Source organism: Leucobacter faecis (assembly GCF_054456695.2).
This window is the reverse complement of sequence record NZ_JBTJER020000003.1, coordinates 1-23000: the sequence shown is the minus strand read 5'-3', so window position 1 is coordinate 23000 and position 23000 is coordinate 1. Positions and strand designations below refer to the sequence as shown.

23 protein-coding genes are annotated in these 23000 nt (G+C 65.2%); 4 read left to right on the top strand and 19 right to left on the bottom strand.

The features are described from left to right. Nucleotides 1–146: 146 nt before the first annotated feature. The 7 genes from guaA to groES all read right to left on the bottom strand — a co-directional run bounded on the left by guaA (nt 147) and on the right by groES (nt 7269). Nucleotides 147–1730: a glutamine-hydrolyzing GMP synthase gene (gene guaA, locus ACXR2W_RS03875; protein ID WP_458815001.1), complete on the bottom strand. Its 1584-nt coding sequence runs from the start codon at nt 1728–1730 to the stop codon at nt 147–149. Between the two features lie 30 nt (nt 1731–1760). Next, nucleotides 1761–2213: a DUF3817 domain-containing protein gene (locus ACXR2W_RS03870; RefSeq protein WP_458814999.1), complete on the bottom strand. Its 453-nt coding sequence runs from the start codon at nt 2211–2213 to the stop codon at nt 1761–1763. Nucleotides 2214–2223: 10 nt separating this feature from the next. Next, entirely contained in the window at nt 2224–3120 is an 897-nt protein-coding gene (locus ACXR2W_RS03865) for an SURF1 family cytochrome oxidase biogenesis protein (RefSeq protein ID WP_458814997.1), read from the bottom strand. A 6-nt stretch (nt 3121–3126) separates the two neighbouring features. Then, nucleotides 3127–4248, bottom strand: coding sequence for a GuaB3 family IMP dehydrogenase-related protein (locus tag ACXR2W_RS03860; protein ID WP_458814995.1), 1122 nt, complete (start codon nt 4246–4248; stop codon nt 3127–3129). Between the two features lie 134 nt (nt 4249–4382). Beyond that, nucleotides 4383–5885 (bottom strand): IMP dehydrogenase, encoded by a 1503-nt coding sequence (gene guaB, locus ACXR2W_RS03855; RefSeq protein WP_458814993.1) that lies wholly within the window; start codon nt 5883–5885, stop codon nt 4383–4385. A 71-nt stretch (nt 5886–5956) separates the two neighbouring features. After that, entirely contained in the window at nt 5957–6880 is a 924-nt protein-coding gene (rarD, locus tag ACXR2W_RS03850) for an EamA family transporter RarD (protein WP_458814991.1), read from the bottom strand. A gap of 92 nt (nt 6881–6972) precedes the next feature. Then, the gene (groES, locus tag ACXR2W_RS03845) at nt 6973–7269 is read right to left on the bottom strand and encodes a co-chaperone GroES (protein ID WP_458814989.1); all 297 of its coding nucleotides are present in this window, start codon (nt 7267–7269) and stop codon (nt 6973–6975) included. Between the two features lie 253 nt (nt 7270–7522). Between groES and ACXR2W_RS03840 the strand changes: the two genes are divergently transcribed. Next, the gene (locus tag ACXR2W_RS03840; protein WP_458814987.1) at nt 7523–7918 is read left to right on the top strand and encodes a DUF4190 domain-containing protein; all 396 of its coding nucleotides are present in this window, start codon (nt 7523–7525) and stop codon (nt 7916–7918) included. Between the two features lie 7 nt (nt 7919–7925). Next, nucleotides 7926–9161, top strand: a complete 1236-nt coding sequence (locus tag ACXR2W_RS03835; RefSeq protein ID WP_458814985.1) for a THUMP-like domain-containing protein — start codon at nt 7926–7928, stop codon at nt 9159–9161. 109 nt (nt 9162–9270) lie between these two features. Here ACXR2W_RS03835 and ACXR2W_RS03830 read toward each other — a convergent pair whose 3' ends face one another. The 8 genes from ACXR2W_RS03830 to glmS all read right to left on the bottom strand — a co-directional run bounded on the left by ACXR2W_RS03830 (nt 9271) and on the right by glmS (nt 16235). Further along, on the bottom strand, nt 9271–9771 hold the full coding sequence (locus ACXR2W_RS03830) for a DUF4190 domain-containing protein (protein WP_458814983.1): 501 nt from the start codon (nt 9769–9771) through the stop codon (nt 9271–9273). Nucleotides 9772–10012: 241 nt separating this feature from the next. Further along, nucleotides 10013–11104 carry a tRNA (adenosine(37)-N6)-threonylcarbamoyltransferase complex transferase subunit TsaD gene (tsaD, locus tag ACXR2W_RS03825; protein ID WP_458814981.1) on the bottom strand — a complete coding sequence of 364 codons (1092 nt, stop codon included), beginning with the start codon at nt 11102–11104 and terminating at the stop codon, nt 10013–10015. Further along, a complete protein-coding gene (rimI, locus tag ACXR2W_RS03820) occupies nt 11101–11634 on the bottom strand; it encodes a ribosomal protein S18-alanine N-acetyltransferase (RefSeq protein ID WP_458814979.1) in 534 nt (177 codons plus the stop codon). Before rimI ends, tsaD begins: the two co-directional genes overlap by 4 nt. Next, nucleotides 11631–12296 carry a tRNA (adenosine(37)-N6)-threonylcarbamoyltransferase complex dimerization subunit type 1 TsaB gene (tsaB, locus tag ACXR2W_RS03815; protein ID WP_458814977.1) on the bottom strand — a complete coding sequence of 222 codons (666 nt, stop codon included), beginning with the start codon at nt 12294–12296 and terminating at the stop codon, nt 11631–11633. Before tsaB ends, rimI begins: the two co-directional genes overlap by 4 nt. Beyond that, nucleotides 12293–12754, bottom strand: coding sequence for a tRNA (adenosine(37)-N6)-threonylcarbamoyltransferase complex ATPase subunit type 1 TsaE (gene tsaE, locus ACXR2W_RS03810; RefSeq protein WP_489948831.1), 462 nt, complete (start codon nt 12752–12754; stop codon nt 12293–12295). Before tsaE ends, tsaB begins: the two co-directional genes overlap by 4 nt. A gap of 38 nt (nt 12755–12792) precedes the next feature. Continuing rightward, nucleotides 12793–13914, bottom strand: a complete 1122-nt coding sequence (alr, locus tag ACXR2W_RS03805; protein ID WP_489948826.1) for an alanine racemase — start codon at nt 13912–13914, stop codon at nt 12793–12795. A gap of 11 nt (nt 13915–13925) precedes the next feature. Next, on the bottom strand, nt 13926–14354 hold the full coding sequence (locus ACXR2W_RS03800) for a holo-ACP synthase (RefSeq protein WP_458814971.1): 429 nt from the start codon (nt 14352–14354) through the stop codon (nt 13926–13928). Between the two features lie 30 nt (nt 14355–14384). Beyond that, nucleotides 14385–16235 (bottom strand): glutamine--fructose-6-phosphate transaminase (isomerizing), encoded by a 1851-nt coding sequence (gene glmS, locus ACXR2W_RS03795; RefSeq protein WP_458814969.1) that lies wholly within the window; start codon nt 16233–16235, stop codon nt 14385–14387. Between the two features lie 32 nt (nt 16236–16267). Between glmS and coaA the strand changes: the two genes are divergently transcribed. Beyond that, the gene (gene coaA / locus ACXR2W_RS03790) at nt 16268–17251 is read left to right on the top strand and encodes a type I pantothenate kinase (protein WP_458814967.1); all 984 of its coding nucleotides are present in this window, start codon (nt 16268–16270) and stop codon (nt 17249–17251) included. Nucleotides 17252–17375: 124 nt separating this feature from the next. On the opposite strand, the gene glmM is transcribed toward coaA, so the two are convergent. The 4 genes from glmM to ACXR2W_RS03770 form a co-directional block, all read right to left on the bottom strand. Then, nucleotides 17376–18725 carry a phosphoglucosamine mutase gene (gene glmM, locus ACXR2W_RS03785; RefSeq protein ID WP_458814965.1) on the bottom strand — a complete coding sequence of 450 codons (1350 nt, stop codon included), beginning with the start codon at nt 18723–18725 and terminating at the stop codon, nt 17376–17378. 14 nt (nt 18726–18739) lie between these two features. Next, a complete protein-coding gene (rpsI, locus tag ACXR2W_RS03780; RefSeq protein ID WP_458814963.1) occupies nt 18740–19219 on the bottom strand; it encodes a 30S ribosomal protein S9 in 480 nt (159 codons plus the stop codon). Nucleotides 19220–19254: 35 nt separating this feature from the next. Continuing rightward, nucleotides 19255–19701 (bottom strand): 50S ribosomal protein L13, encoded by a 447-nt coding sequence (gene rplM, locus ACXR2W_RS03775; RefSeq protein ID WP_458814961.1) that lies wholly within the window; start codon nt 19699–19701, stop codon nt 19255–19257. 142 nt (nt 19702–19843) lie between these two features. Then, entirely contained in the window at nt 19844–20710 is an 867-nt protein-coding gene (locus ACXR2W_RS03770) for a tRNA pseudouridine synthase A (RefSeq protein ID WP_458814959.1), read from the bottom strand. Between the two features lie 116 nt (nt 20711–20826). Here ACXR2W_RS03770 and ACXR2W_RS03765 point away from each other — a divergent pair, with 116 nt between their 5' ends. Further along, complete coding sequence (locus ACXR2W_RS03765; RefSeq protein ID WP_458814957.1) at nt 20827–22812, top strand: acyltransferase family protein; 1986 nt, start codon at nt 20827–20829, stop codon at nt 22810–22812. Nucleotides 22813–23000 lie beyond the last annotated feature (188 nt).

The following is a 23000-nucleotide window of genomic DNA, read 5'->3' as shown; positions in this document are numbered from 1 at the left end:
TGACATTACCCTGAGAATGCCTAAAATGGCAACTTGACCTCGACAGCAATGGCATCGCTGAAGCTCACGATTCACTCGCGTAAAGCACAAAAACCCCGGCCGGGGCCGGGGTTTTTGTGCTGGGCTCAGGGCCCGCTAGCTGGGACTTACTCCCACTCGATGGTCCCCGGGGGTTTCGATGTCACGTCGAGCACGACGCGGTTGACATCGGGCACCTGGTTGGTGATCTTGTTCGAGATGCGCGCGAGCACGTCGTAGGGCAGACGGGTCCAGTCGGCCGTCATCGCGTCTTCGCTCGACACCGGGCGCAGCACGATGGGGTGCCCGTATGTACGACCATCGCCCTGCACGCCCACCGAGCGCACGTCGGCGAGCAGCACGACCGGGCACTGCCAGATCGACTTGTCGAGGCCTGCGGCGGTCAGCTCGGCGCGTGCAATCGCGTCTGCTTCACGCAGAATTTCGAGACGTTCACGCGTGATCTCGCCGACGATACGAATGCCGAGGCCGGGGCCGGGGAACGGCTGGCGGCCGACGATCTCCTCGGGGATCCCGAGCTCGCGGCCAATCTCACGTACCTCGTCCTTGAACAGCAGGCGCAGCGGCTCGATCAGTTCGAAGTCGAGGTCGTCGGGGAGGCCCCCCACGTTGTGGTGCGACTTGATGTTCGCGGTGCCCGAGCCGCCACCCGACTCGACGACGTCGGGGTACAGCGTGCCCTGCACGAGGAACTTGACCTCTTCGCCCGATGCACGTGCTTCTTCGACGAGGTCGAGCTGCACCTTCTCGAACGTGCGAATGAACTCGCGGCCGATGATCTTGCGCTTGGTCTCGGGGTCAGAAACACCCTCGAGGTGACCCAGGAACGTGTCTGCAGCGTCGACGGTAATGAGGCGCACTCCGGTCGATGCGACGTAGTCGCGCTCCACCTGCTCACGCTCACCCTTGCGCAGGAGCCCGTGATCCACAAACACGGCGGTGAGCTGGTCACCGATCGCCTTGTGCACGAGCGCAGTCGACACGGCCGAGTCCACGCCACCCGACATCGCCGAGATGACGCGGGCGTTGCCCACCTGCTCGCGAATGCGCTCGACCTGTTCAGCGATCACATTGCCAGCATTCCAGTCGGCGTCGAGGCCGGCGATCTGCTGTACGAAGTTCTCGATCACGTTCTGGCCGCACTCTGAATGCTTGACTTCGGGGTGCCACTGCACACCGTAAAGCTTTCGCGCGGGTGACCCGAACGCCGCCACGGGGGTGACCGCGGTTGAGGCGAGCACGTCGAAACCCTCGGGTGCCTGCTGCACGGCGTCGCCGTGGCTCATCCACACGCTCTGGGTGACAGGCTGGCCACCGAGCAGCGCGCCGCCATCACCGAGCACGGTGGCGTCGGTCGCGCCGTATTCGCGGTCGCCGGTGTTGCCGACGGTGCCGCCGAGGGCACGCGCCATCACCTGGAAGCCGTAGCAAATGCCCAGCATGGGCACGCCCAGGTTGAAGATCGCGTTATCAAACTGGGGTGCGCCGTCTGCGTACACTGACGACGGGCCGCCCGAGAGCACAATGCCCACGGGCTGCTTCTCGGCCATTTCGGCCGCGGAGATCGTGTGCGGTACGACTTCTGAGTAGACCCCAGCCTCGCGCACGCGACGGGCGATCAGCTGCGCGTACTGCGCACCAAAATCGACCACGAGCACCGGGCGCTGCGCGGTCCCTGATTGTTCTGCCATGCTGGCCTTTCGCTTGAAGGTAAGAAAAGTTTAGTTGGCGCCCGCGGGCGCTGCCTCGGCGATCGCGAGGAAATCGTTCACTTCGCGCACGATTTTCGCTTCGAGGAAGAACGACATGAACGGAATCACGCCGCCCAGGGCGATGAGCAAGAACTTCCAGAAGTTCCAGCGCATGGGGCTCCACACCATAAAGTCACTCACGAGGTAGACGACGTAGAACCAGCCGTGGGCAATAAGAATCGCCTTAAACAGGTCGAATCCGCTGCCGGTAAAGTCGGCGTCGATGCCCTCTGGCGCGAGCGGCACAAACTCGGCGAACCCGTTCGGCGTGAACAGAAACAGCTGCACGTTGAACGCATACTTCATGACCATCACGGCGCACAGCAGCAGCAGCATAATGCCGGTGATCACCGAGGTGACCTTGTAGAACGAGAGCGCCTTGCGAATACGCGGGTAGTCGGCGGGCTTGGGCTGCAACTGCATGGTGTGTATTCTACCGTTCGGTTTCGAGGGGTGCTGCGGGCTCTTGTTCGCCCGCGGCCTGAAGAATCTTGAGCTCGTGTTCTTTTTCCCACGCGTCGCGCGCGAGGCGGTACCAGAAGAACACGGCAAAGCCAGCAAACACGAGCCACTCAATCGCATAGAACACGTTGAGCCAATTCACCGCATCGACGGGCAGCGGCGCGACCGAATCGATCGGGTCAAGCCCAAGTGTCGTGAGGGCCGCAGTGCTGGCGTCGCCAGCGCTGCCTGCCGCGGGGTGCAGCACGAAATAGCCCGCGTACACGGGCCCGTCCACGTGCTGCCACACGTTCGCTAGGTGCGCCGACGTCATCGCGGCAAGCGACTGCGGGTCGCTCGCGGCCCGGGGAATCTGCGGCGCCTCGGGCGGCATGTACCGCCCCTCAAGCTGGCGCGCATCAATCAGATCCGGATCGCGCGAAAGCGCAGCCGCCGCAGCCTCGGCCGCGGCCTCGGTGGGTGCCCAGCCAACCGCGACGGCGAGGTGTGCGCCGGGCGCCGCGTCAACGCCTGTAGTGACCAGGTTGCCGACGACCCAGGCGCCCTCAGCGCCGTCGTTGACACGCTTCGTGACGACGGTGAAGTCGCCCGGGGCGAAGGCGCCGCCTGCGAGCACGACGCTCGCGGCGGCCTCCTCAGTAACGCCCTGCGTCGGTGACGCGACGTCAGACAGCGCCCGTGGCGTCTCGGTGTCGATTTCTTCTTGCACCTTCGACTGCACGGCAAAGCCTGCCTGCCACTGGGCGAGCGCTGCGAACCCGGCAGCTACCGCGAGCGCGAGCAACAGCGCGAGGATCCAGCGCGGCCTGCGCATCACCCGGGCGAGCGTCGGCTCGCCCAGGTACTCGGGTCGTTTCGAACCCGACATGCCGGGTTAGCGCTCGGCGTGGACGATGCCCACGCGCTGGAACTCCTTGAGCTCCGAGTACCCTGTCGTGGCCATAGCGCGGCGCAGCGCACCAATCAGGTTCGAGCTGCCGTCTGCCGTGTGGGCGGGGCCGTTGACGATCTCGGCGAGCGGAGCCACTTGGTCGACCTTTACGCGGCGACCGCGGGGCAGATCTTCGTGGTGTGCTTCTTGGCCCCAGTGCCAACCGTGGCCGGGGGCGTCTGAGGCTTTGGCCAGCGTCGAACCGAGCATCACAGCGTCAGCGCCGCACGCCATCGCCTTGATGATGTCGCCCGAGGTGCCGAGACCGCCGTCGGCGATCACGTGCACATAGCGGCCACCCGACTCGTCGAGGTAGTCCATGCGCGCACCAGCCACGTCGGCGATCGCCGTCGCCATGGGGGCGCGGATACCCAGGGTAACCCGGGTCGTCGACGACGCGCCGCCACCAAAGCCAACGAGTACGCCCGCGGCGCCCGTACGCATCAGGTGCAACGCCGACTGGTAGGTGGCGGCACCGCCCACGATTACGGGCACGTCAAGCTCGTAAATGAACTGCTTCAGGTTGAGCGGGGTGCGCCCAGCCTCTGCCACGTGCTCGGCCGAGACCGTGTTGCCGCGAATCACAAACAGATCGACGCCCGCGTTCACGACGGTGTCGGTGAACTCGGCGGTGCGGTGCGGCGACAGGGCGCCCGCAACGGTTACGCCCGCATCGCGCACCTGGCCGAGGCGGTCGCGAATCAGCTCGGGCTTGATGGGCGCTGCGTACAGTTCACGCATGCGGTCGACGGCTTCGCGCTCGTTCTCGACGCGCGCAAGCTCTGCCAGCAGCGGCTCGGGGTTCTCGTGGCGGGTCCACAGGCCCTCAAGGTTGAGCACACCGAGGCCGCCGAGGCGCCCCAGTGCGATTGCTTGGTCGGGCGACATGACCGAGTCCATAGGCGCGCCAAGCACCGGAATGTCGAAGTGGAACGCGTCGATCGACCATGCGGTCGATACCAGCTCTGGGTCTCGGGTGCGCCTGGTCGGCACGACTCCGATCTCGTCGAAGGTGTATACGCGACGTGCGCGCTTTCCGCGGCCGATCTCGATCTCGTTGCTCACCCGACCAGTCTACCCGGCCAACCCTGCACGCCTTCGCAGACGCCCCGCTATCTGACACAAAGGGCCCGGGGAGACTTGCTCCCCGGGCCCTGTGTCACGTTACGCCACGCGCGGTGACACGTCGTAAGCCGTCGCTAGTTGCGGTAGTTAGGCGCCTCAATGACCATCTGCACATCGTGCGGGTGGCTCTCTTTAAGACCGGCCGAAGTAATGCGCACGAAGTTGCCGCGGTCCTTCAGGTCAATGATGGTGCGCGCGCCGACATAGAACATCGACTGTCGCAGGCCACCAATCATCTGGTGCGCGACCGCTCCCACCGGGCCACGGTAGGCAACCTGGCCCTCGATGCCCTCGGCGATGAGCTTCTCGTCGCTCGGAACATCGGCCTGGAAGTACCGGTCCTTCGAGTACGAAGTGCGCTCGCCGCGCGTCTGCAACGCGCCCAGCGAGCCCATGCCACGGTAGTTCTTGTACTGTTTGCCGCCCACGAAGACGAGGTCGCCGGGGCTCTCGTCGGTTCCGGCGAACAGCGAGCCCATCATCACCGATGATGCGCCCGCGACGAGTGCCTTCGCGATATCGCCCGAGTACTGCAGGCCACCGTCGGCGATCACGGGCACGCCCGCAGGGGTGGCGGCCTTAGCGGCCTCGTACACTGCGGTCACCTGGGGCACGCCCACACCAGCGATCACGCGAGTGGTGCAGATCGAGCCGGGGCCCACGCCCACCTTGACCGCGTCGGCGCCAGCCTCGACGATCGCTTTTGCGCCAGCGTACGTTGCGACGTTACCACCGATGATGTCGACGCCGTTGAATGCACTGTCTGCCTTGAACTTGGCGATGATTTCGAGCACGCCCTTGCTGTCACCGTTGGCGGTGTCGACGACAATCACGTCAACACCCGCATCAACCAGCTGACCCGCGCGCTTCCACGCGTCGCCGAAGAAGCCCACCGCAGCGCCCACGCGCAGGCGGCCAGCGTCGTCCTTCGTGGCAAGCGGGTACTGCTCTTCTTTGTCGAAGTCCTTGACCGTGATGAGGCCGGTGAGCCTACCGTTGCCGTCGACCAGCGGCAGCTTCTCGATCTTGTGCTCGCTAAAGATCGCCTGCGCCGCGTCGCGTGAAATGCCAGCGGGGGCGGTGATCAGCGGCATGCGAGTCATCGCGTCGGCCACGCGCACCTGCGAGCGATCCTTGGGCTCGATGAAGCGCATGTCACGGTTGGTGATGATGCCGAGCAACACACCGTTCGAATCGACAACGGGCAGGCCCGACACGCGGTACTCACCGCACAGCGCGTCAACCTCGGCCACGGTTGCGTCGAGCGTCGTGGTCACGGGGTTCGTGATCATGCCAGCCTCGCTGCGCTTGACCCGGTCGACCATTTCGGCCTGATCCTGAATCGACAGATTGCGATGCAAAATGCCGAGGCCGCCGTTGCGCGCCATAGCCACAGCCATGCGCGTTTCGGTGACCGTGTCCATGGCAGCAGACACGAGCGGAATGTTGAGCCTAATGCGGCGGGTGAGCTGCGTGGACGTGTCCGCCTCGCTCGGGATGACGTCGGTGTGCGCAGGCAAAAGCAGCACATCGTCGTAGGTTAGTCCGGTGAATGCGAAGGGATCACGCTGTTCCATGGCACCTCATCTGTCGTGTAGTGAAGTTTTCGGGGCGCCAGCAAGCCCGGGGTGGGGGCGGCGCCGTCGTACTAGTCTAACGGCACCTGAACCGGGCCGGTCTGTGCAGCCGGCGAGCGACGCATTTGCGACACCATTTCAGACACCAAAATCACGAGTGCGACCCACACCGCCACGAACCCGATCCAGCGCGTAATCGACACTTCTTCGTGCATCACGAAGTAGCCGTACAAGAACCCGAGCACCGGTGTGAGGAACTGAATGAAGCCGAGGTACGACAGCGGCAGCCTGCGTGAGGCCTCACCAAACAGGATCAGCGGGATCGCGGTCGCGATACCACTCGCGAGCACGAGCACAGCGATGATGGGCCCGTGCGCAAAGGCTTCGAGCCCGACCAGGTTCGCGATGAGAATCATCTGCACAATGCCGATTGGCACCGACACGAGCGTCTCGACGGTGAGCCCGGTGACCCCGTCAACGCTCTCGCCCGCGTGTTTGTGCACCGCGCCATAGAGGCCGAATGAGACCGCGAGCCCTAACGCGATCCAGGGGAAGCTACCGTAGCCAATGGCGGCAATCACGACGCCCACCGCGGCGATGCCCACGGCAACCCACTGCGGGCGCGTGAGCTTCTCATTTCTCACGAGCACACCAATGAGAATCGTGAAGAGCGGGTTGATGAAATAGCCGAGTGCGGTCTCGATGACGTTGCCGGTCATCACTCCGATCACAAACAACTGCCAGTTGATGTACAACAGCAGCGAAGACAGCGAGAACCAGCCGAGCAGTCGGGGTGTCTTGATGATCTTCACCACGTGGGACCAGCGGCGTGTAAGTGTGACGAGCAGGGCACAAAAAACGAGCGTCATGCTCACGCGCCACGGCACCACCTCGAGCGGATTCACCACCGCGATCAGCCCGAAGTACATGGGGAACGTGCCCCACATGAGGTAGGCACCGACGCCATACCCGAGGCCTGCACGAAACCGTTTCACTGCCCCAGTGTATCGGGACAGCGCAGGAGCGCAGACGAAAGCGAGCCCCTCAACCGAATGGTTGAGGGGCTCGCTTTAACGCGCTGTTTTACTTAGCGCGTGACGACTGCGAGGATATCGCGAGCCGAGAGCACGAGGTACTCGTCGCCACCGTACTTGACTTCGGTGCCACCGAACTTCGAGTAGATGACAACGTCGCCGACGGCAACGTCGAGGGGAATGCGGGTGCCGTTGTCAGACACGCGGCCGGGGCCCACTGCCACGACCTCGCCCTCCTGGGGCTTCTCCTTCGCGCTGTCGGGAATAACGAGACCCGAAGCAGTGGTCTGCTCGGCCTCGACCTGCTTGATAACGATACGATCCTCGAGCGGCTTGATGGCGACCGACACAGTAGACCTCTTTCCGATAGCTGAAGTGTTCGCGCGCTCGCCCAGTGCGTGCGCGCCCACCACAGAGTCTATGGCGCACGTTGGCACTCGTGCAAGAGGAGTGCCAACGCTCTGCGTGAGTATCGCGCACAGCGAACGAGAACGCGAACACAATTGCACCGCAGTGAACACGAAAAACTGGGCGCGTAGACTGATTACAGAATTTCTCGGGCAGCCTGTCGTCTCGCCCCACCACTCTTGTTTGAGGAGCACCATGTCTACCCCCACCATGCCAGGCCCGCACGCACCGCAGCCGCACGGATACCAGCAGGTACCCCATGCGCCTTACCAGCAGCTGCAGCAGCGCCCCCTGCAGCCGGTGCCGTCGTCGAACACCACGCTTGGCGCCACCAACACCTTCGCTTTTCTCGCGATCATTTTTGCGTTTGTAGTACCTCTTGCTGGCATCATCTTCGGCCATATGGGGCTCAGCCAGATCAAGCGCAATGGCGACGCAGGTCGCGGCATTGCCCTCACCGGTCTCATCATCAGCTATGCCGCCTTCGTCTCGCTATTGCTGTTCTTCTTGTTCTATGCGCTCGTGATTTTCGCCTTCATCGGTGCCGTCGGGTCCGCGGGAGGCGCGTTCACCGACCTCACGATGTCGTAATCCCCCCGTGACAGCTCAACCTGATTCCCCCGTCGCTCCGGGGTGGGAAGCTCTCCTCTCAGAGGCGGGCACTGCACTCCTAACCGAGGTGTGCCGAACCCTCGACGAACCCGGTGTGTCGGCCACCCAGTTGAACGGAAGCCTGCGTAAGCGCGGCATTGATCCGGCCCTCATTGCCGCTGTACTGACGCAGGCAGAGATGCGCCGTAAGGCACGCGCAAAGTTCGGCGATTTGGCGGGCTCCCTCCTCTTTACCCAGGCGGGACTCGAGCAGGCGACGCGGGCGCCGGTCGCGCGTTTGCACGCCGCGCGGTTCGCTGCGGCCGGTTGCCGCGCCGTCGCCGATCTCGGCTGCGGTATCGGGGCAGAGTCGCTCGCGCTGCTTGCCGCGGGTGTCGCGCCGCGGGCGGTGGAGCTGGACCCGTTTACGTCCCAGCTTGCGGGGCACAATCTCGCCGCGCTGGCGTCGATCCTGGGCCGCGATATACCCGCGGTAACCAACAGCGACGCGCTGTCGTTTGACCTGGCTGGCTGTGACGGGGCATTTCTCGACCCAGCGCGCCGCACCGCCGGGCACCGTGATACGCGGCGCATCGCGTCGCCCGACGACTACTCACCGTCGCTCAACTTTGCGTTTGCCGTGGCCGAGTCGCTGCCCACGGGGGTGAAACTCGGCCCGGGGCTGGACCGAGAGCTGATTCCTGACCGCGCCGAAGCTCAGTGGGTATCGGTTGACGGCCAAGTCGTTGAGACCGGGCTGTGGTTTGGGGCCGTTGCGCGGCCCGGCGTAAAGCGCGCGGCGCTGGTCATGCGCGGTGACGAGTGCCACGAGCTCACCGCCGCCGCTGATTCGGTTGATGCCGAGACGCGCGGCCTGGGCGACTACCTGTACGAGCCCGACGGTGCCGTGATTCGGGCACGCCTCATCGGCGACCTTGCGCGGTCCCTGGGCGCCGGCATGCTGAGCGAGAAGATCGCGTACCTCACGTCTGACGCACTGGCAGTGACACCGTTTGCGCAAGGCTTTCGTGTGCTCGACCGGCTGCCAGCGAAAGAGAAGGAGCTGCGACGGGCGCTCGCCGAGCGCGACATCGGTACCCTCGAGATCAAGAAGCGGGGCGTCGATGTCGACCCCGCCGCGTTACGCAAGCGCCTCAAACTGCGCGGTAAAGCCAGCGCAACGGTGTTTCTCACGCGCGACGGCGACGACGGCCACATCGCGCTGCTTGCGGAGCGCTGCTAGCAGCGCTCCGCAAGCAGCGCGATGCTCGCGCGCCGACGGCGCCATGGATTCTGCGAGTCGCAAGCTCCCGCAGAATGACAGGAGCTTATCGGCCCGACTTTCGGTCGTTCTAGAAGTCGTTCAGCGACTCGGGGTCGAGACCGAGCTCTGCGCAGCCAAACGGCGTACCGAACACGTTGATGGTCGCGTACGGATCGACCGCACACGTCTCGATCCAACTCAGGCTCTGCGCCGTCGCCCAGATGAAGAAGATTCCGACGAGGATACCGAGGAGCGTGCTTATCGAACCGATGACGATACCGACGATTCCGGGCACGTTCTTTGCCCCGGCCTTCTTCGACTGCACCACGGCGACGATGCTCAGGATCAGGCCGACGAACCCGAAGAAGATCGACACTACGAGCCCGACGATACCGAGGGTCTTGCCCGGTACCGGGGTGCCCGCCGGGTAGCCAGCAGGTGCGGCAGGCGCGGTCGGCGTTTCTGCGCGATAGGCAGGCGCAGCAGGCGCAGCAGGCGCAGCAGGCGCAGCAGGCGCAGCAGGCTCTCCGGGTGCGACAGGAGTGGTCGGGTCTTCAGGCCGCTGCGGGTCGTTGGGGGTCTCTGTCACTTTAGTCTCCTCGTAGAACGGTCGGCGCCGAGGCACCTGTTTTCCCACAACGCTACCGTGTCAGCGCACTGCCACTCGTAGTATCCAGTCAGTCGCCAACATCTACGCGGGGCTGGCCAGCTTGTCCCCGTGGCCAGCGCTCGTGCAGGAGATCAGCGCTTATGCAGGATCAAAACCGCTAATCGATCCTGCATAAGCGCTGATCTCCTGCGTAAGCACAAAAGCCAAACCAAATCGACTCCTACGGCACCTGAATCTCGGTCACCGGGAGTGTCGAGTCAGCGCCAAAGCCCAGCCCAGAGGGTGCATGCCCCGCAGCGACAAGCTGCGCCCCCAGCGACGCGATCATCGCGCCGTTGTCGGTGCACAGTGACAGCGGCGGCACGCGCAGTTCCACCCCGGCCGCCGCACAGCGCTCGGCCGCCACCTCACGCAATCGTGAGTTTGCGACGACCCCGCCTCCGAGCAGCAGGCGCGGCACGCCCAGGTCGGCGCAGGCGGCGAGCGCCTTCGTCAACAGCACGTCAACGACGGCTTCGCGAAAGCTCGCCGCGACATCCGCTACGGGAACATCGCCGCCCTCGTCACGCTTTTTCTCAACCCAGCGTGCCACCGAGGTTTTGAGCCCCGAGAACGAGAAGTCGTAGCGGTGCCGCTCCAGGTCTTTAGGGTGGGTGAGCCCACGCGGAAACCGGATTGCTCGCGGGTCACCCGCAGCCGCCACGCGGTCGATCTGCGGGCCGCCCGGGTAGGGCAGCCCCAACAGTCTTGCGACCTTGTCGAAGGCCTCGCCCGCGGCGTCGTCGATCGTTTCACCGAGCATTTCGACATCGCTCACGAGGTCGCGCACCAGCAGCAGCGAGGTGTGCCCGCCAGACACGAGTAGTGCGACGGTGGGCAGTTCGAGTTCACCCACTGAACCAGTCGAACCGGCGACGGGCCTAAGCCCCTCTCCCTGCAGCAGATCGGCGCCGACGTGGCCGACAAGGTGATTCACCGCGTACAGCGGCTTGTCGAGTGACAGCGCGAGCGCCTTTGCCGCCGCGACTCCGACCATGAGTGCCCCCGCCAGGCCCGGCCCGCTCGTCACCGCGACCGCGTCGAGATCTTCGAGCTGCACGCCCGCCTCAGCAACGGCGCGCTCGATTGTGGGACGCATGGCTTCGAGGTGCGCTCGCGCCGCGACCTCAGGCACGACCCCGCCGTAGCGCGCGTGTTCGTCCATCGATGACGCGATCGTGTTGGCGAGCAGGGTGCGCCCCCGCACAATGCCCACACCGGTTTCGTCGCAGCTGGTCTCAATACCCAGCACTAGTGGCTCAGTAACGCTCACGACAGATCCTTCACTTGCAGCTTCATGACGATCGCGTCGACGTCGTCTGGTTGGTAGTAGCGCGGCCGCACGCCGATCTCCTCGAACTCGAGGCTCACATACAGCGCAATCGCGACGGGGTTATCGGCCCGCACTTCGAGAAACAGTTCGCGCACTCGCCGCTCGCGCGCGCACGCGATGAGCGCTTCGATGAGTCTGCGCCCGTGCCCCGCACCGCGCCACTCGGGCGCGACGGCGATCGTCTGCACATCTCCCTCGCTGCCCACTGCAAGCAGTCCGGCGTAGCCCTGCACACCGCCCGCCGCGTCTTCGAGCACGAGGTATTGTCGGTGCTCGCCCGCGAGCTCCTCACGCATCATCGCGAGGCTCCAAGCCTCGCCCGCAAACACCCGCTCTTCGATCGCCCACACGGCGTCTAGGTCACCGAGCGTCGCGCTCCGGATCGAGAGCGCCCCCGGCACCTTCGACGCTTCGGCGTGCGGCGACGCAGGCGCTCGCTCCGGATCGAGCCCGGCCGCCCCCTGTATCACGCGCTCACCCGCTTCTGCGGGCCCGGTTTTACGACGTCGGGTTCGCGCAGGTAGAGCGCTTGATCGCCCGCGAATTCAATGCCCGAGGCTAGTCGCCTCGCCGCGAGCCGCACGAGCGCCGCGGCATCGATCACGCTGGGCCAGAGTTCACCTGCGACCTCTTCGTGGTCTGCACGCGCGACGAGCCCTGGACCCGCCACGCACTCGGGAATGCCCGCCCAGTTGACCCCCGCATAGTCGGTCACAAACAGCTCCTTACGGCGAGCATCGGTCACGACGCGTACCGCTGTGGCGGCTCCCGTTTCGAGGGCCGCAAGCGCTGCGGCCTCGTGGCTTTCGATACCGTAAAGTGGCGCGCCGCGGCCCGCGGCAAACGCCTGCGCCGCCGCGATGCCCACCCGCAGCCCGGTGAAGGGGCCCGGTCCCATGCCCGCCACCACGCCGTCGATGCGTGCCGCTGGCACGCCGCTCTCGGTGAGAACGAGTGCGAGCAGTGTGCCAATCGCTTCTGCGTGGCCGCGCGGGTTTTCGCTCGCGACGGCCCATACTCGGCCGTCGCAGCCAAGTGCCACGCTCGTGCCGATCGACGTGTCGATCGCGAGCAGGCAGCGCCCGCTGAGCTCGGGCGCTGCAGCCTCGGTCACCGCATACTGCGTGCTCATACCAATATCCCTTCGGCCCAGCGTGGGCCATGCCCCGTGAGCGTCATACGTCGCGCCTCTATCGGCGCCTCCGACCAGTCCTCGTCATCAGCACCAGCACCAGCACCAGCACCAGCGGGCCGCTCGATCTCGATCTCGATCCACGAGTCCTGCGGCTCGACGACCCCGGCCCCCCACTCGGCGACCACCACCGAGCCGTCGAAGTCGAGGTCTAAGTCGTCGAGCTCGTCGGAGTTCGCGAGCCGATACGCGTCGACGTGCACGAGCGGCGCCCCGCCGACGAGCGACGGGTGCGTGCGGGCGATCACAAACGTGGGGCTCTGTACGGGGCCGCGCACTCCGAGGCCCTCGCCGATACCGCGGGTGAGTGTCGTTTTACCCGCTCCGAGCGGGCCGGTCAAGATCAGCAGGTCGCCGGCCGCGAGGGCCCGTCCCAGCCGCACTCCCAGGTCGTGCATCTCGTCCGGCGATGCCGCCACGATGCGTTCGACTACACTCACACCGATTCCCCCTCTGCCGCGATACGCAAGACGCGCGGTCCAATACTCGCAATAATCTCGTAGTTGATGGTGCGCATGAGTCCCGCCCAGATTTCAACGGCCGGGTACCCGCGCTCGGGATCCCCAAACAGCACCACCTCGTCGCCGAGGCTCAGCCTTCCAGCGAGCGGCCCCACGTCGACGATGAACTGGTCCATGCCGATCCGGCCCACGATCGGCCGCGGCTCACCCGCGATCGTCACCCACGCACCCGCGCCGTTCAGGGCACGCGGCATACCGTCTGCGTACCCCATCGGCACAAGCGCCAGCGTCGTGGCGGTCTCGCACACGTGGTTAAAGCCGTACGAGACGCCGGTGCCAGCGGGCACGCCTCGCAGCGCCACGATCTCAGACCGCAGCGTCATCGCTGGTACGAGCCCCAGCTGCGCCGAGGTCGTGCCGGCGAGCGGGCTCAGCCCGTACGCGACGACGCCTACGCGCACTGCGTTGTAGTGCAGGTGCGGTGACTTGAGGGTTGCGGCGCTCGCGGCGAGGTGCATCAGCTCCGGATCCACGCCGCACTCACGCAGCAGCTCGATGGCCGCGTCGAATTCGGCTGCCTGCGCCCGGTCGCACTCGTCTCCGGCGTTCGCGAGGTGGCTGAAAATGCCGCGCACGCGCACCGTACCTGCGGCGTGCAGTTCGGCGGCGCGCACAAACAGGGTGTGCCATTCGTCGCGTGACGCGCCGTTGCGGCTCAGCCCCGTATCGATCTTCAGCTGTGCGGTGGCGGGGGTGCCAGCCGCGATAGCGGCGGCAGCCAAACGGTCAAGTTGTGCAAGATTACTCACACCGATCTCGATGCGCTCTGCGACGGCGGGCGCGAAGTCGACACGCGCTCCGTGCAGCCAGCACAGAATCGGTGCTTCGATACCGGCTTCTCGCAGTGCGAGCGCCTCCTCGAGATCTGCGGTCGCGATCATCCCGGCACCGCCCTCGAGCGCGGCGCGCGCGGCGATGGCGGCCCCGTGACCATACCCGTTGGCTTTCACGACAACGATCACCACGCCGCCCGTGAGCTCGCGAATATGCGCCACGTTGTGACGAATCGCGGGCGTCGAAATCGCTGCAATGCGCATTGATCCGGTTCTCATTGCTGCCTCAGCTCCGTACACGTGCACGCACAGTCGCCGTGCACACTAGTTTCTGGCGTCGCGGCCTTTTCGGGCGACGCCTCGATGATCACGAACGCAGTGGCGATGCCCGCATCGTGGGTGAGTGAGACGTGGGCAGTGTGCGCCCCGCGCGCGGCAAGCGCCCGCACGAGCGGTGCAGTGCGGGTGAATGCTGGCGCGCGGTTCTCACCGCGCAACAGTTCAAGGTCTTGCCAGCTCACCCCGTCAGATCCACCGAGCGCTTTGATCAGCGCCTCCTTCGCGGCGAAGCGCGCGCCGAGTGACGCGACGGACAGTTCGCGCTCGGCCGCGGTAAAGAGCCGCGCGGCGAGCGCGGGGGTGCGCGCGAGTTGGCGTTCAAAACGCCCAAGATCGACGGTGTCGACCCCGATCCCGCAAATCATCGTGAACTCACCCGCACGCCCCGCACCGCGTTACTCGACCGTCACAGACTTCGCGAGGTTGCGCGGCTGATCGACGTCGAGCCCCTTGGCCGTCGACAGTTCGAGCGCGAACCACTGCAGCGGGATCACCTGCAGCAGCGGGTCGAACAGCGGGTCTGACAGCGGCAGCCGAATCACATCATCGGTGAACGGCAGCACCGCGGTGTCGCCCTTCTCAACGATCGCGATGACGCGGGCACCGCGCGCCCGAATCTCTTGAATGTTCGACACGACCTTCGAGTGCATCAGCGGCGAAGTGCGTGGGCTCGGCACGAGCACGAACACGGGCTGGCCGTGATCGATGAGTGCGATGGGGCCGTGCTTCAGCTCCCCCGCGGCGAAGCCTTCAGCGTGAATGTAGGCGATCTCTTTGAGCTTCAACGCGCCTTCGAGCGCCACGGGGTACCCCACGTGGCGGCCCAAGAACAGCACCGAGCGGGTGTCGGCCATCCACTGCGCGAGCTGCTGAATCTGCTCGTGCGTGTCGACCGCCTCGCGTACCTTCTCGGGTAGCGCTTCAAGCTGCGCGACCGCCGCTTGCTCGTCGGCAGCCGAGAGCGTGCCGCGCACGCGCCCCAGGTGCAGGCCGACGAGGTAGAGCGCCGTGATCTGCGCCACAAACGCCTTCGTTGACGCGACCGCCACCTCGGGGCCCGCGTGCGTGTACACCGCGGCGTCTGACTCCCGCGGAATGGTCGCACTCTGCGTGTTACACACCGACACGGTCGTGACCCCGCGCTCGATCGCGTACTTCACGGCCATCAGGGTGTCCATCGTCTCGCCCGACTGGCTCACTGAGATCACCATGGTGCGGTCTGAGAGTACCGGGTCGCGGTAACGGAACTCGTGGCTCAGCTGTACCTCGACGGGAATCCGAGCCCACTGCTCGATCGCGTAGGCACCCACCTGGCCCGCGTACGACGCCGTGCCGCACGCGATGATCACGATGCGATCAATCTCGCGCAGCCGCTCGTCACCCAGCGCGGTGAGCTCGGGGATCTCGACGCGACCGTTGTCTACGCGGCCCCGGATCGTGTTGGCTACGGCCTCGGGCTGCTCATTGATCTCTTTGGCCATGAACGAGGACCAGCCGCCCTTGTCTGCGGCGTCGGCGTTCCACTCGACCTCGTACTCAGTGAACTCAACGGGGTGACCGTCAAAGTCGGTGATGCGCACTTCGTCGGCCGTGATGATGGCGATGTTGTCTTCGTCTACGGCGACTGCGCGGCGCGTCGACGACACGAACGCCGCGACGTCTGAGCCGAGAAAGTTTTCGCCGTCACCGAGCCCCACCACGAGGGGTGAGTGGTGGCGCGCCGCCACGACCTTGCCTGGCTCGTTCTGGTGCGTAGCCAAAAGCGTGAACGTGCCGTGCAGTTTGCGCACGATGCCGCGCAGTGCCGTCTCGAGGTCACCGACGCGGGCATACTCGAGCCCGAGCAATGCGGCAACGACCTCAGAATCGGTCTCACTCACGAGCGACACGCCGCCCGCCAAAACTTCGTCCCGCAGCTCGCTGAAGTTTTCAACGATGCCATTGTGAATCAGGGCGAGCTTTCCGTCATCGCCGAGGTGGGGGTGGGCATTTTCGTCGCTCGGGCCACCGTGTGTGGCCCAGCGCGTGTGACCGATTCCGGTCGCACCCTCGGGTAACGGGTCGTCTTCAAGCCGTTCGATGAGTCTGGCGAGCTTGCCCGACTTCTTGCGCACGGCGACTTTGCCCGCGTCATCAATCACGGCGATACCCGCCGAATCGTAACCGCGGTACTCCAGACGCCGCAGACCATTCAGCAGCACTTCGACCGTTTTATTCGGGCCGACATATCCGACGATTCCACACATGGGTGCCATTTTAGTGGCACCATGGATGCACAATGTCCGAGAACAGTCTCCCCGTGCTCAGCACCGACACGCAAGCACTCATTCGACCCGAATTCACCTCCCCGTTCGACGAGATCGGCCGCGATGAGTGGGCCAGGCTCTCGGGTGAAACCCAAGCTCCCCTCACTGAGGAGGAGATTGCCGCGTTTCGCGGGCTTGGTGAGCCGCTCGACGTGGCCGAGGTGTCAGACATCTACCTACCGCTGAGCCGCCTCATCAACCAGTACGCCATCGCCGCCCGAGACATGCACCACCGCACCCGCGGCTTTCTGCATCGCGAAAACGACCGTCAGAGCCCGTTTGTGATCGGAATTGCCGGGTCAGTCGCGGCAGGCAAATCGACCGTGGCGAGAATTCTGCGCGATCTGTTGGCCCGCTGGCCCGAGACCCCCAATGTGCAGCTCGTCACCACTGACGGATTCTTGTACCCGAACGCCGAACTCGAACGACGCGGCATCGCTCACCGCAAAGGCTTTCCCGAGTCCTATGATCGACGGGCGCTCTTGCGGTTCGTGTCACAGGTCAAGGCGGGTGTGGGCGAGGTCGTGGCCCCCCACTACAGCCACCTGATCTACGACATTGTGCCCGGCGAGGTGACCGTTGTGCGGCGCCCAGATATTTTGATCGTCGAGGGACTCAACGTGTTACAGCCGCCCTCTCACGGCCACCCGGTCGCCGTGAGTGATCTGTTCGACTTCTCGATCTACGTCGACGCCCGCACCACCGATATTTGGCGCTGGTACCGGCACAGGTTCTTGAAGCTGCGGCAGACGGCGTTCTCCAACCCCAACTCGTACTTCAGGCGCTACGCCGACCTCGACGACGAGACCGCGATCGCGCTCGCAGACGATTTTTGGACCAAGATCAACGAGCCCAACCTGATCGACAACATTCGTCCTACGCGGGCACGGGCAAGTTTGGTGCTGCGCAAGGCGGCCGATCATCGGGTACACAGCGTGCTATTGCGCAAGCTCTAGCCGGGGCGTCGCCGCCCCGTGATCCGGAGCGAAAAAACGCACAGGGCCCGAAACCCACCGCGAACCTGAGGGTTCGTCGTGAGTTTCGGGCCCTGCGTGTTGCCGGCGGCGCGTCGCGTGTGAATTACACCGCGAGACGCTCCTTGACGATCTTCGCGAGATCACCGGCAAGCTGCTGAGCTTGCTCGGCCGTCTCGGCCTCGACCATCACGCGCACGACAGGCTCGGTGCCCGAGGGGCGCAAGAGCACGCGGCCCTTGCCACCGAGCGCGAGCTCAGCCTGCGTGACCGCCTGCTGCAGCACCTCATCGCCCGCGACGCCCGCACGGTCGACACCGCGCACGTTTACGAGCACCTGCGGGTACACCCGCATGCACGTCGCGAGCTCAGCCAGCGACTTGCCGGTGCGTTTAACCTCGGCCGCGATGTGTAGGCCGGTGAGAATCCCGTCGCCGGTCGTGGCGTGTTCACTCATGATCACGTGACCTGACTGCTCGCCGCCAAGCGAGTAGCCACCCTCGTTGATCGCCTCGAGCACGTAGCGGTCACCCACGCCGGTCTCGACTATGTCAATGCCGTTGTTGGCCATCGCGAGCTTCAGGCCGAGGTTCGACATCACGGTTGCTACGAGCGTGTTCTTATCAAGCTTGCCGCGGTGCATCATCGACAGTGCAATGATCGCCATGATCTTGTCACCGTCAACAACGTTGCCGTCGGCGTCGACCGCGAGGCAGCGATCGGCGTCGCCGTCGTGCGCGATACCGAGGTCAGCGCCCACTTCGAGCACCTTCGCCTGCAGCGGCTCAAGATATGTCGAGCCGACGCCGTCGTTAATGTTGAAGCCGTCGGGATCGTTGCCGATCACGGTCACCTGTGCGCCAGCGTCAGAGAAGACGTCGGGCGAGATACCCGCGGCTGCGCCGTGAGCGCAATCGAGGACGACGTGCAGCCCTTTGAGCGAGAGCCCTTCGAGCGTGCCAAGCAGGTGTACGAGGTAGCGGTCTTCGGCGTCGGCGAAGCGGCGAATACGACCCACCTCGCGCCCCGTCACCGCGACCACGGGCCCGCGCATAGCGGCCTCGATCTGGTCTTCCACGTCGTCGGGCAGCTTGCGCCCGCCCTCGGCGAAGAACTTAATACCGTTATCGGCGGCCGGGTTGTGCGACGCAGACACCATGACACCGAAGTCGGCGTCGGTGTCTGCCACGAGGTACGCGGCGGCGGGAGTCGGAATCACTCCCGCGTCGAGCACGTCGACTCCCGCCGCGGCGAGACCCGCGGCGACGGCGGCCGAAATGAATTCACCGCTGACACGCGGGTCACGCGCGACAACGGCGATAGCGCGACGGCTCTCGCCTCGGGCATTTCGCCCGAGCACGAGAGCCGCTGCGTGTGCGAGGTTCAGGGCCAGCTCGGCGGTCACATCGACCCCGGCTAGACCCCGAACCCCATCCGTGCCAAACAGGCGTCCCATATGTGGGGTCCTGGTTAGCGCTTCGAGTACTGAGGCGCCTTACGGGCCTTCTTGAGACCGGCCTTCTTGCGCTCCTTGATACGAGCGTCGCGGCTCAGGAAGCCGGCCTTCTTGAGCGTCGGGCGGTTGTGCTCGGCGTCAATCTCGTTCAGTGCGCGCGCAATAGCGAGACGCAGTGCGCCTGCCTGGCCCGAGGGGCCGCCGCCGCCGATGCGAGCGATGACGTCGTACGCGCCAGCGAGCTCGAGCACGGTGAAGGGGTCGGTGATGAGCTGCTGGTGCAGCTTGTTGGGGAAGTACTCGGCGAGCTCGCGACCGTTGACGGTCATCTTGCCTTCGCCGGGGATGAGGCGCACGCGGGCGATAGCCTGCTTGCGGCGGCCCACGGCTGCACCGGGAACGGTGAGCGCGGGGCGCGGTGCCGACGCGGCAGCCTGCGCTGCGGGCGTCTCGGTGGTGTAGCTCTCGGTGGCCACGGTCTGCTCTTCAGTCACTGTGAAGTCTCTCTCTTAAAGTCTCGTTGGCGCGACTACTGCGCGACCTGGCCGAAGGTGTACGGGGTGGGCTGCTGGGCACCGTGGGGGTGCTCTGCGCCTGCGTAGACCTTAAGCTTGCGGAACTGGTCAGCGCCGAGCGAGTTCTTCGGCAGCATGCCGCGGATCGCCTTCTCGACTGCGCGCTCGGGGTTCTTCTCGAGCAGCTCGGTGTAGCTGGTAGCGCGCAGGCCGCCCGGGTAACCCGAGTGGCGGTAAGCCTTCTTCTGCGCTGCCTTGTTGCCCGTGAGGACCACCTTGTCGGCGTTGATGATGACAACGTAATCGCCCATGTCCATGTGGGGAGCGAAGGTCGTCTTGTGCTTGCCGCGCAGAAGAACTGCGGCATGCGATGCGAGGCGGCCGAGAACCACGTCACTGGCGTCGATGACGATCCAGTCGTGCTTCTGCTCAGCTGCCTTCGGTGAATAAGTGCGAGTCACTGTCGTGCTGCTTTCTGTCGAATTGGAGGTGTTCGCGAATCCCACTCCGTAGCCCGTTCCCGCGAGGGATGCAGGGCCCGTGGAGGGCTCAACAAATCGGATGCTTGCGCACCAACTAGTGAGCTTACCACACCGGCACGGTTTACTCTCGCACCGGATCGCGCCTCGCCCGCGTCTGCTCGGCACGAAGCGCGAGCTCGGCGTCGCCCGGGTAGGTGATTTCTTCAAGCGAAAGCCCGTGTGCCGGCATCACCGCGAACCGGCTCGTGCGCTCGCGTGCCCGTCGCAGCGCAGCGAGCTCCGCCTCAGTGATGCGGCCGCTACCGACTGCGACGACCGCGCCGACGAGCGCGCGCACCATCGAGTGACAGAAGGCGTCGGCCTCGATCCGGGCCGCAAAGGCACCGTCAGCAGCTTCGTGCCATTCGAAGCTGAGCAGCTCGCGCACCGCAGTCGCACCCTCGCGAGCTTTGCAGAACGTGGTGAAGTCGTTGAGCCCGATTAGCTCATCGCTCGCGCGCTGCATCGCGGCGAGGTCGAGCGGACGCGGCACATCTGCCGTAAACCGTGTTGCAAGCGGGTCTTTGCGCACACCCTCGCCACGCAGCCGGTATTCGTAGCGTCTGCGCAGAGCAGAGAAGCGGGCGTCGAAGCCCGCGGGAGCCTCTGTGACACCGTGAATCACGATGTCGGCGGCCCCGCGCTTCAGCACGCCCCCGAGCTTGCGTACCCGCAAGCGGCTGTCGCCGCCCCACTTCTGCAGCTGGGCACAGCTCACATCGATGTGCGCGACTTGGCCGCGCGCGTGCACCCCAGCGTCGGTGCGTCCCGCGACCGTGAGCCGCGGCGGCGCCTGCAGTGCGGGGCCCGTGCGCAGCAGTGTCGAGAGCGCCCGTTCGAGCTCTCCCTCAACCGTGCGCAGACCAGGCTGTGCCGCCCAACCAGAGAAATCGGTGCCGTCATACGCCAGGTCGATACGCAGCCGGGTGAGCTCTACTTCTTCTGTCACCCCTTGATCTTGCCATGCGTGGGGCCTTCGCACGTGCGAGATTCACCGACACGGCGTACACTCGAAGGCTGTATGCGTTGCCATGAGGCACCGCGACCAGCATGAAACCGGACCGCATGAACCTCACTCCCACCATTTCGACAGCACGCTTCGGTGGACTCGATGGACTGCGCGCCATCGCAGTCGGCCTCGTGCTTGTCTACCACTTCTTCCCGCAGGCGCTGCCCGGCGGGTTTCTTGGCGTTGACATCTTTTTTGTGATCAGCGGTTTCTTGATCACGTCGTTGCTCATTCGCGAGAAGAAGAAGTACGGTCGAGTGTCACTGTCGGGGTTCTGGCAGCGTCGCGCGCGCAGGCTATTGCCCGCGCTCGCACTCGTGCTGCTCGTGTGCACGAGTCTCGCGGCGCTCGTCGGCGGCGACCTGCTGGTGGGTATCGGGCGACAGCTCGCGGGCGCGGCGACCTTCGTGAGCAACTGGGTGTTCGTCGCTGCTGGTTCCGATTACTTCACGCGTGATACGCCCGAACTGTTTCGCAACACCTGGTCACTCGCGATCGAGGAGCAGTTCTACATTCTGCTTCCCCTCGTGGTGTTACTGCTGCTGCGCATTATTCGCAGGCGCACAGTAGCGCTGCTGTTTGTCGCAGGCGGTGTTGCTTCGATGGTGTGGATGGCGGCGCTCTCGCTCACCGACGCCACCGCTTCACGCGTCTATTTTGGTTCTGACACGCACGCCTTTGGGCTCATACTCGGTGCCGCCATGTCGATCGTCGTGACGCGGTCTGGGCCAGCTTTCGCACCGCGGCCGCGCGCGCAGCTTGGTTACCTCGCCGTCGCGCTGACAGGCTTTGGTGTGCTTGGCGCGCTCGCTATCGCGCTCCCCGAGGGCAGCGCGCTCAGCTTTCAAGGCGGGTTTCAGCTCGCCACGCTGGCGGCGCTCGCCACAGTGTGGGCCGTCACCCGGCCTGGCGCGTGGATCGGACGGGCAATCGATATTGCGCCGATGCGCTGGGTCGGTGAACGCTCGTACGGCCTCTACCTCTGGCACTGGCCGCTACTGCTCATTGCGACCGCCGCTTTCCCTGCTGCCGCAGGCTGGCAGGTCGCTACCGTCACGCTGGCTGTCACCCTGTTTTGTACCGCGCTGTCGTATAGGTATGTCGAACAGCCCGTGCGCAAATACGGCCTCCGTGGCTCACTGCGCATGCTGCTGCAGCCACGTTCTTACACTCCCAAGCGCCGGATCGTGGCCGCCACGCTCGCCGCCGTGCTTATCACCTCGGTGCCTGCGACCGCGTTCGCCGTCAGCACCGCGCCCTCGCAGAGCTCAGCCCAGGCAGCGATCGAGCGCGGGGCCGCGCTCGTGGAGGCGTCAGCGCCCGCTTCGGCTTCGCCAGGAGTTCCTGCCGCCACTGAAGCCCCGGGCGGTGCCCGCGACAAAATAGCGGGAGAGAAGAGCGCCGATAACGAAAAGGGCACCAAGGACGCCGCCGGCAAGAACACCGCTGACAAGAACACCGCTGGCAAGGACACTACAAGCAAAGACGCCGACAAGAAGACCGCACACAGCGTTCCCGACGCTCCACGCGCTGCTGGCGGCGACATTACTGCCGTCGGCGACTCGGTGATGCTGGCAAGCGCGCCCGAACTTGACGCTGTATTTCCCGGTGTATCCATCGACGCCGCGGTGTCGCGCGGAATGGCTGCGGGCGTGGGGATCATCGCCGACTCCGCCGCGCAGGGCGCGCTTCGCCACGTGCTCGTGGTGGGCTTGGGCACCAACGGCACGGTTACGACCGATGAGCTCGAAGCGATACGGCAGACCGCGGCGGGGCGACAGCTTGTGCTTGTCAACGCCTACGGTGACCGCGATTGGATACCCGGTGTCAACGACACGATCACGGCGTTCGCGAACTCCTACCGCGGCGTCGTCGTCGCCGACTGGCAAGCCAGTGTCACCGGCGTGGAGGGAGCGCTCGCGGGCGACGAGATCCACCCGAACCCGAGCGGTGGCGAGATTTACGCCCAGAGTGTGCAGCGGGCGCTAGACGAACTCGACACCCCGCTCGAGGCTACAGGTTTCGCGCTCCCCCGCCGCTAGACGATCAGTCTCGCCGCCAACATCGTTGCAGCTGGGCATCGAGCGCGTGCGGCCAAAAGTGGGTGTTATCGGGGCCGATAACACCCACTTTTGGCCGCACGATGTCTTGACTGAGTATTCGGACTTCTGAGCACCGCCAGTATTCCGGTTGAGCACCGCCCGCTGAAGCGCAGTTATTGTCTGGTGAG

Bases quoted from the DNA above. Each gene is read 5' to 3' on its own strand.
- guaB (WP_458814993.1), bottom strand. From the start codon at position 5,885: ATGGAACAGCGTGATCCCTTCGCATTCACCGGACTAACCTACGACGAT.
- glmS (WP_458814969.1), bottom strand. From the start codon at position 16,235: ATGTGTGGAATCGTCGGATATGTCGGCCCGAATAAAACGGTCGAAGTG.
- glmM (WP_458814965.1), bottom strand. From the start codon at position 18,725: ATGGGACGCCTGTTTGGCACGGATGGGGTTCGGGGTCTAGCCGGGGTC.
- ACXR2W_RS03870 (WP_458814999.1), bottom strand. From the start codon at position 2,213: ATGCAGTTGCAGCCCAAGCCCGCCGACTACCCGCGTATTCGCAAGGCG.
- alr (WP_489948826.1), bottom strand. From the start codon at position 13,914: ATGCGCATTGCAGCGATTTCGACGCCCGCGATTCGTCACAACGTGGCG.
- tsaE (WP_489948831.1), bottom strand. From the start codon at position 12,754: ATGCACGACCTGGGAGTGCGGCTGGGACGGGCCCTCGCGGCCGGCGAC.
- tsaB (WP_458814977.1), bottom strand. From the start codon at position 12,296: ATGAGCACGCAGTATGCGGTGACCGAGGCTGCAGCGCCCGAGCTCAGC.
- ACXR2W_RS03865 (WP_458814997.1), bottom strand. From the start codon at position 3,120: ATGTCGGGTTCGAAACGACCCGAGTACCTGGGCGAGCCGACGCTCGCC.
- ACXR2W_RS03765 (WP_458814957.1), top strand. From the start codon at position 20,827: ATGAACCTCACTCCCACCATTTCGACAGCACGCTTCGGTGGACTCGAT.
- ACXR2W_RS03840 (WP_458814987.1), top strand. From the start codon at position 7,523: ATGTCTACCCCCACCATGCCAGGCCCGCACGCACCGCAGCCGCACGGA.
- coaA (WP_458814967.1), top strand. From the start codon at position 16,268: ATGTCCGAGAACAGTCTCCCCGTGCTCAGCACCGACACGCAAGCACTC.
- ACXR2W_RS03800 (WP_458814971.1), bottom strand. From the start codon at position 14,354: ATGATTTGCGGGATCGGGGTCGACACCGTCGATCTTGGGCGTTTTGAA.
- guaA (WP_458815001.1), bottom strand. From the start codon at position 1,730: ATGGCAGAACAATCAGGGACCGCGCAGCGCCCGGTGCTCGTGGTCGAT.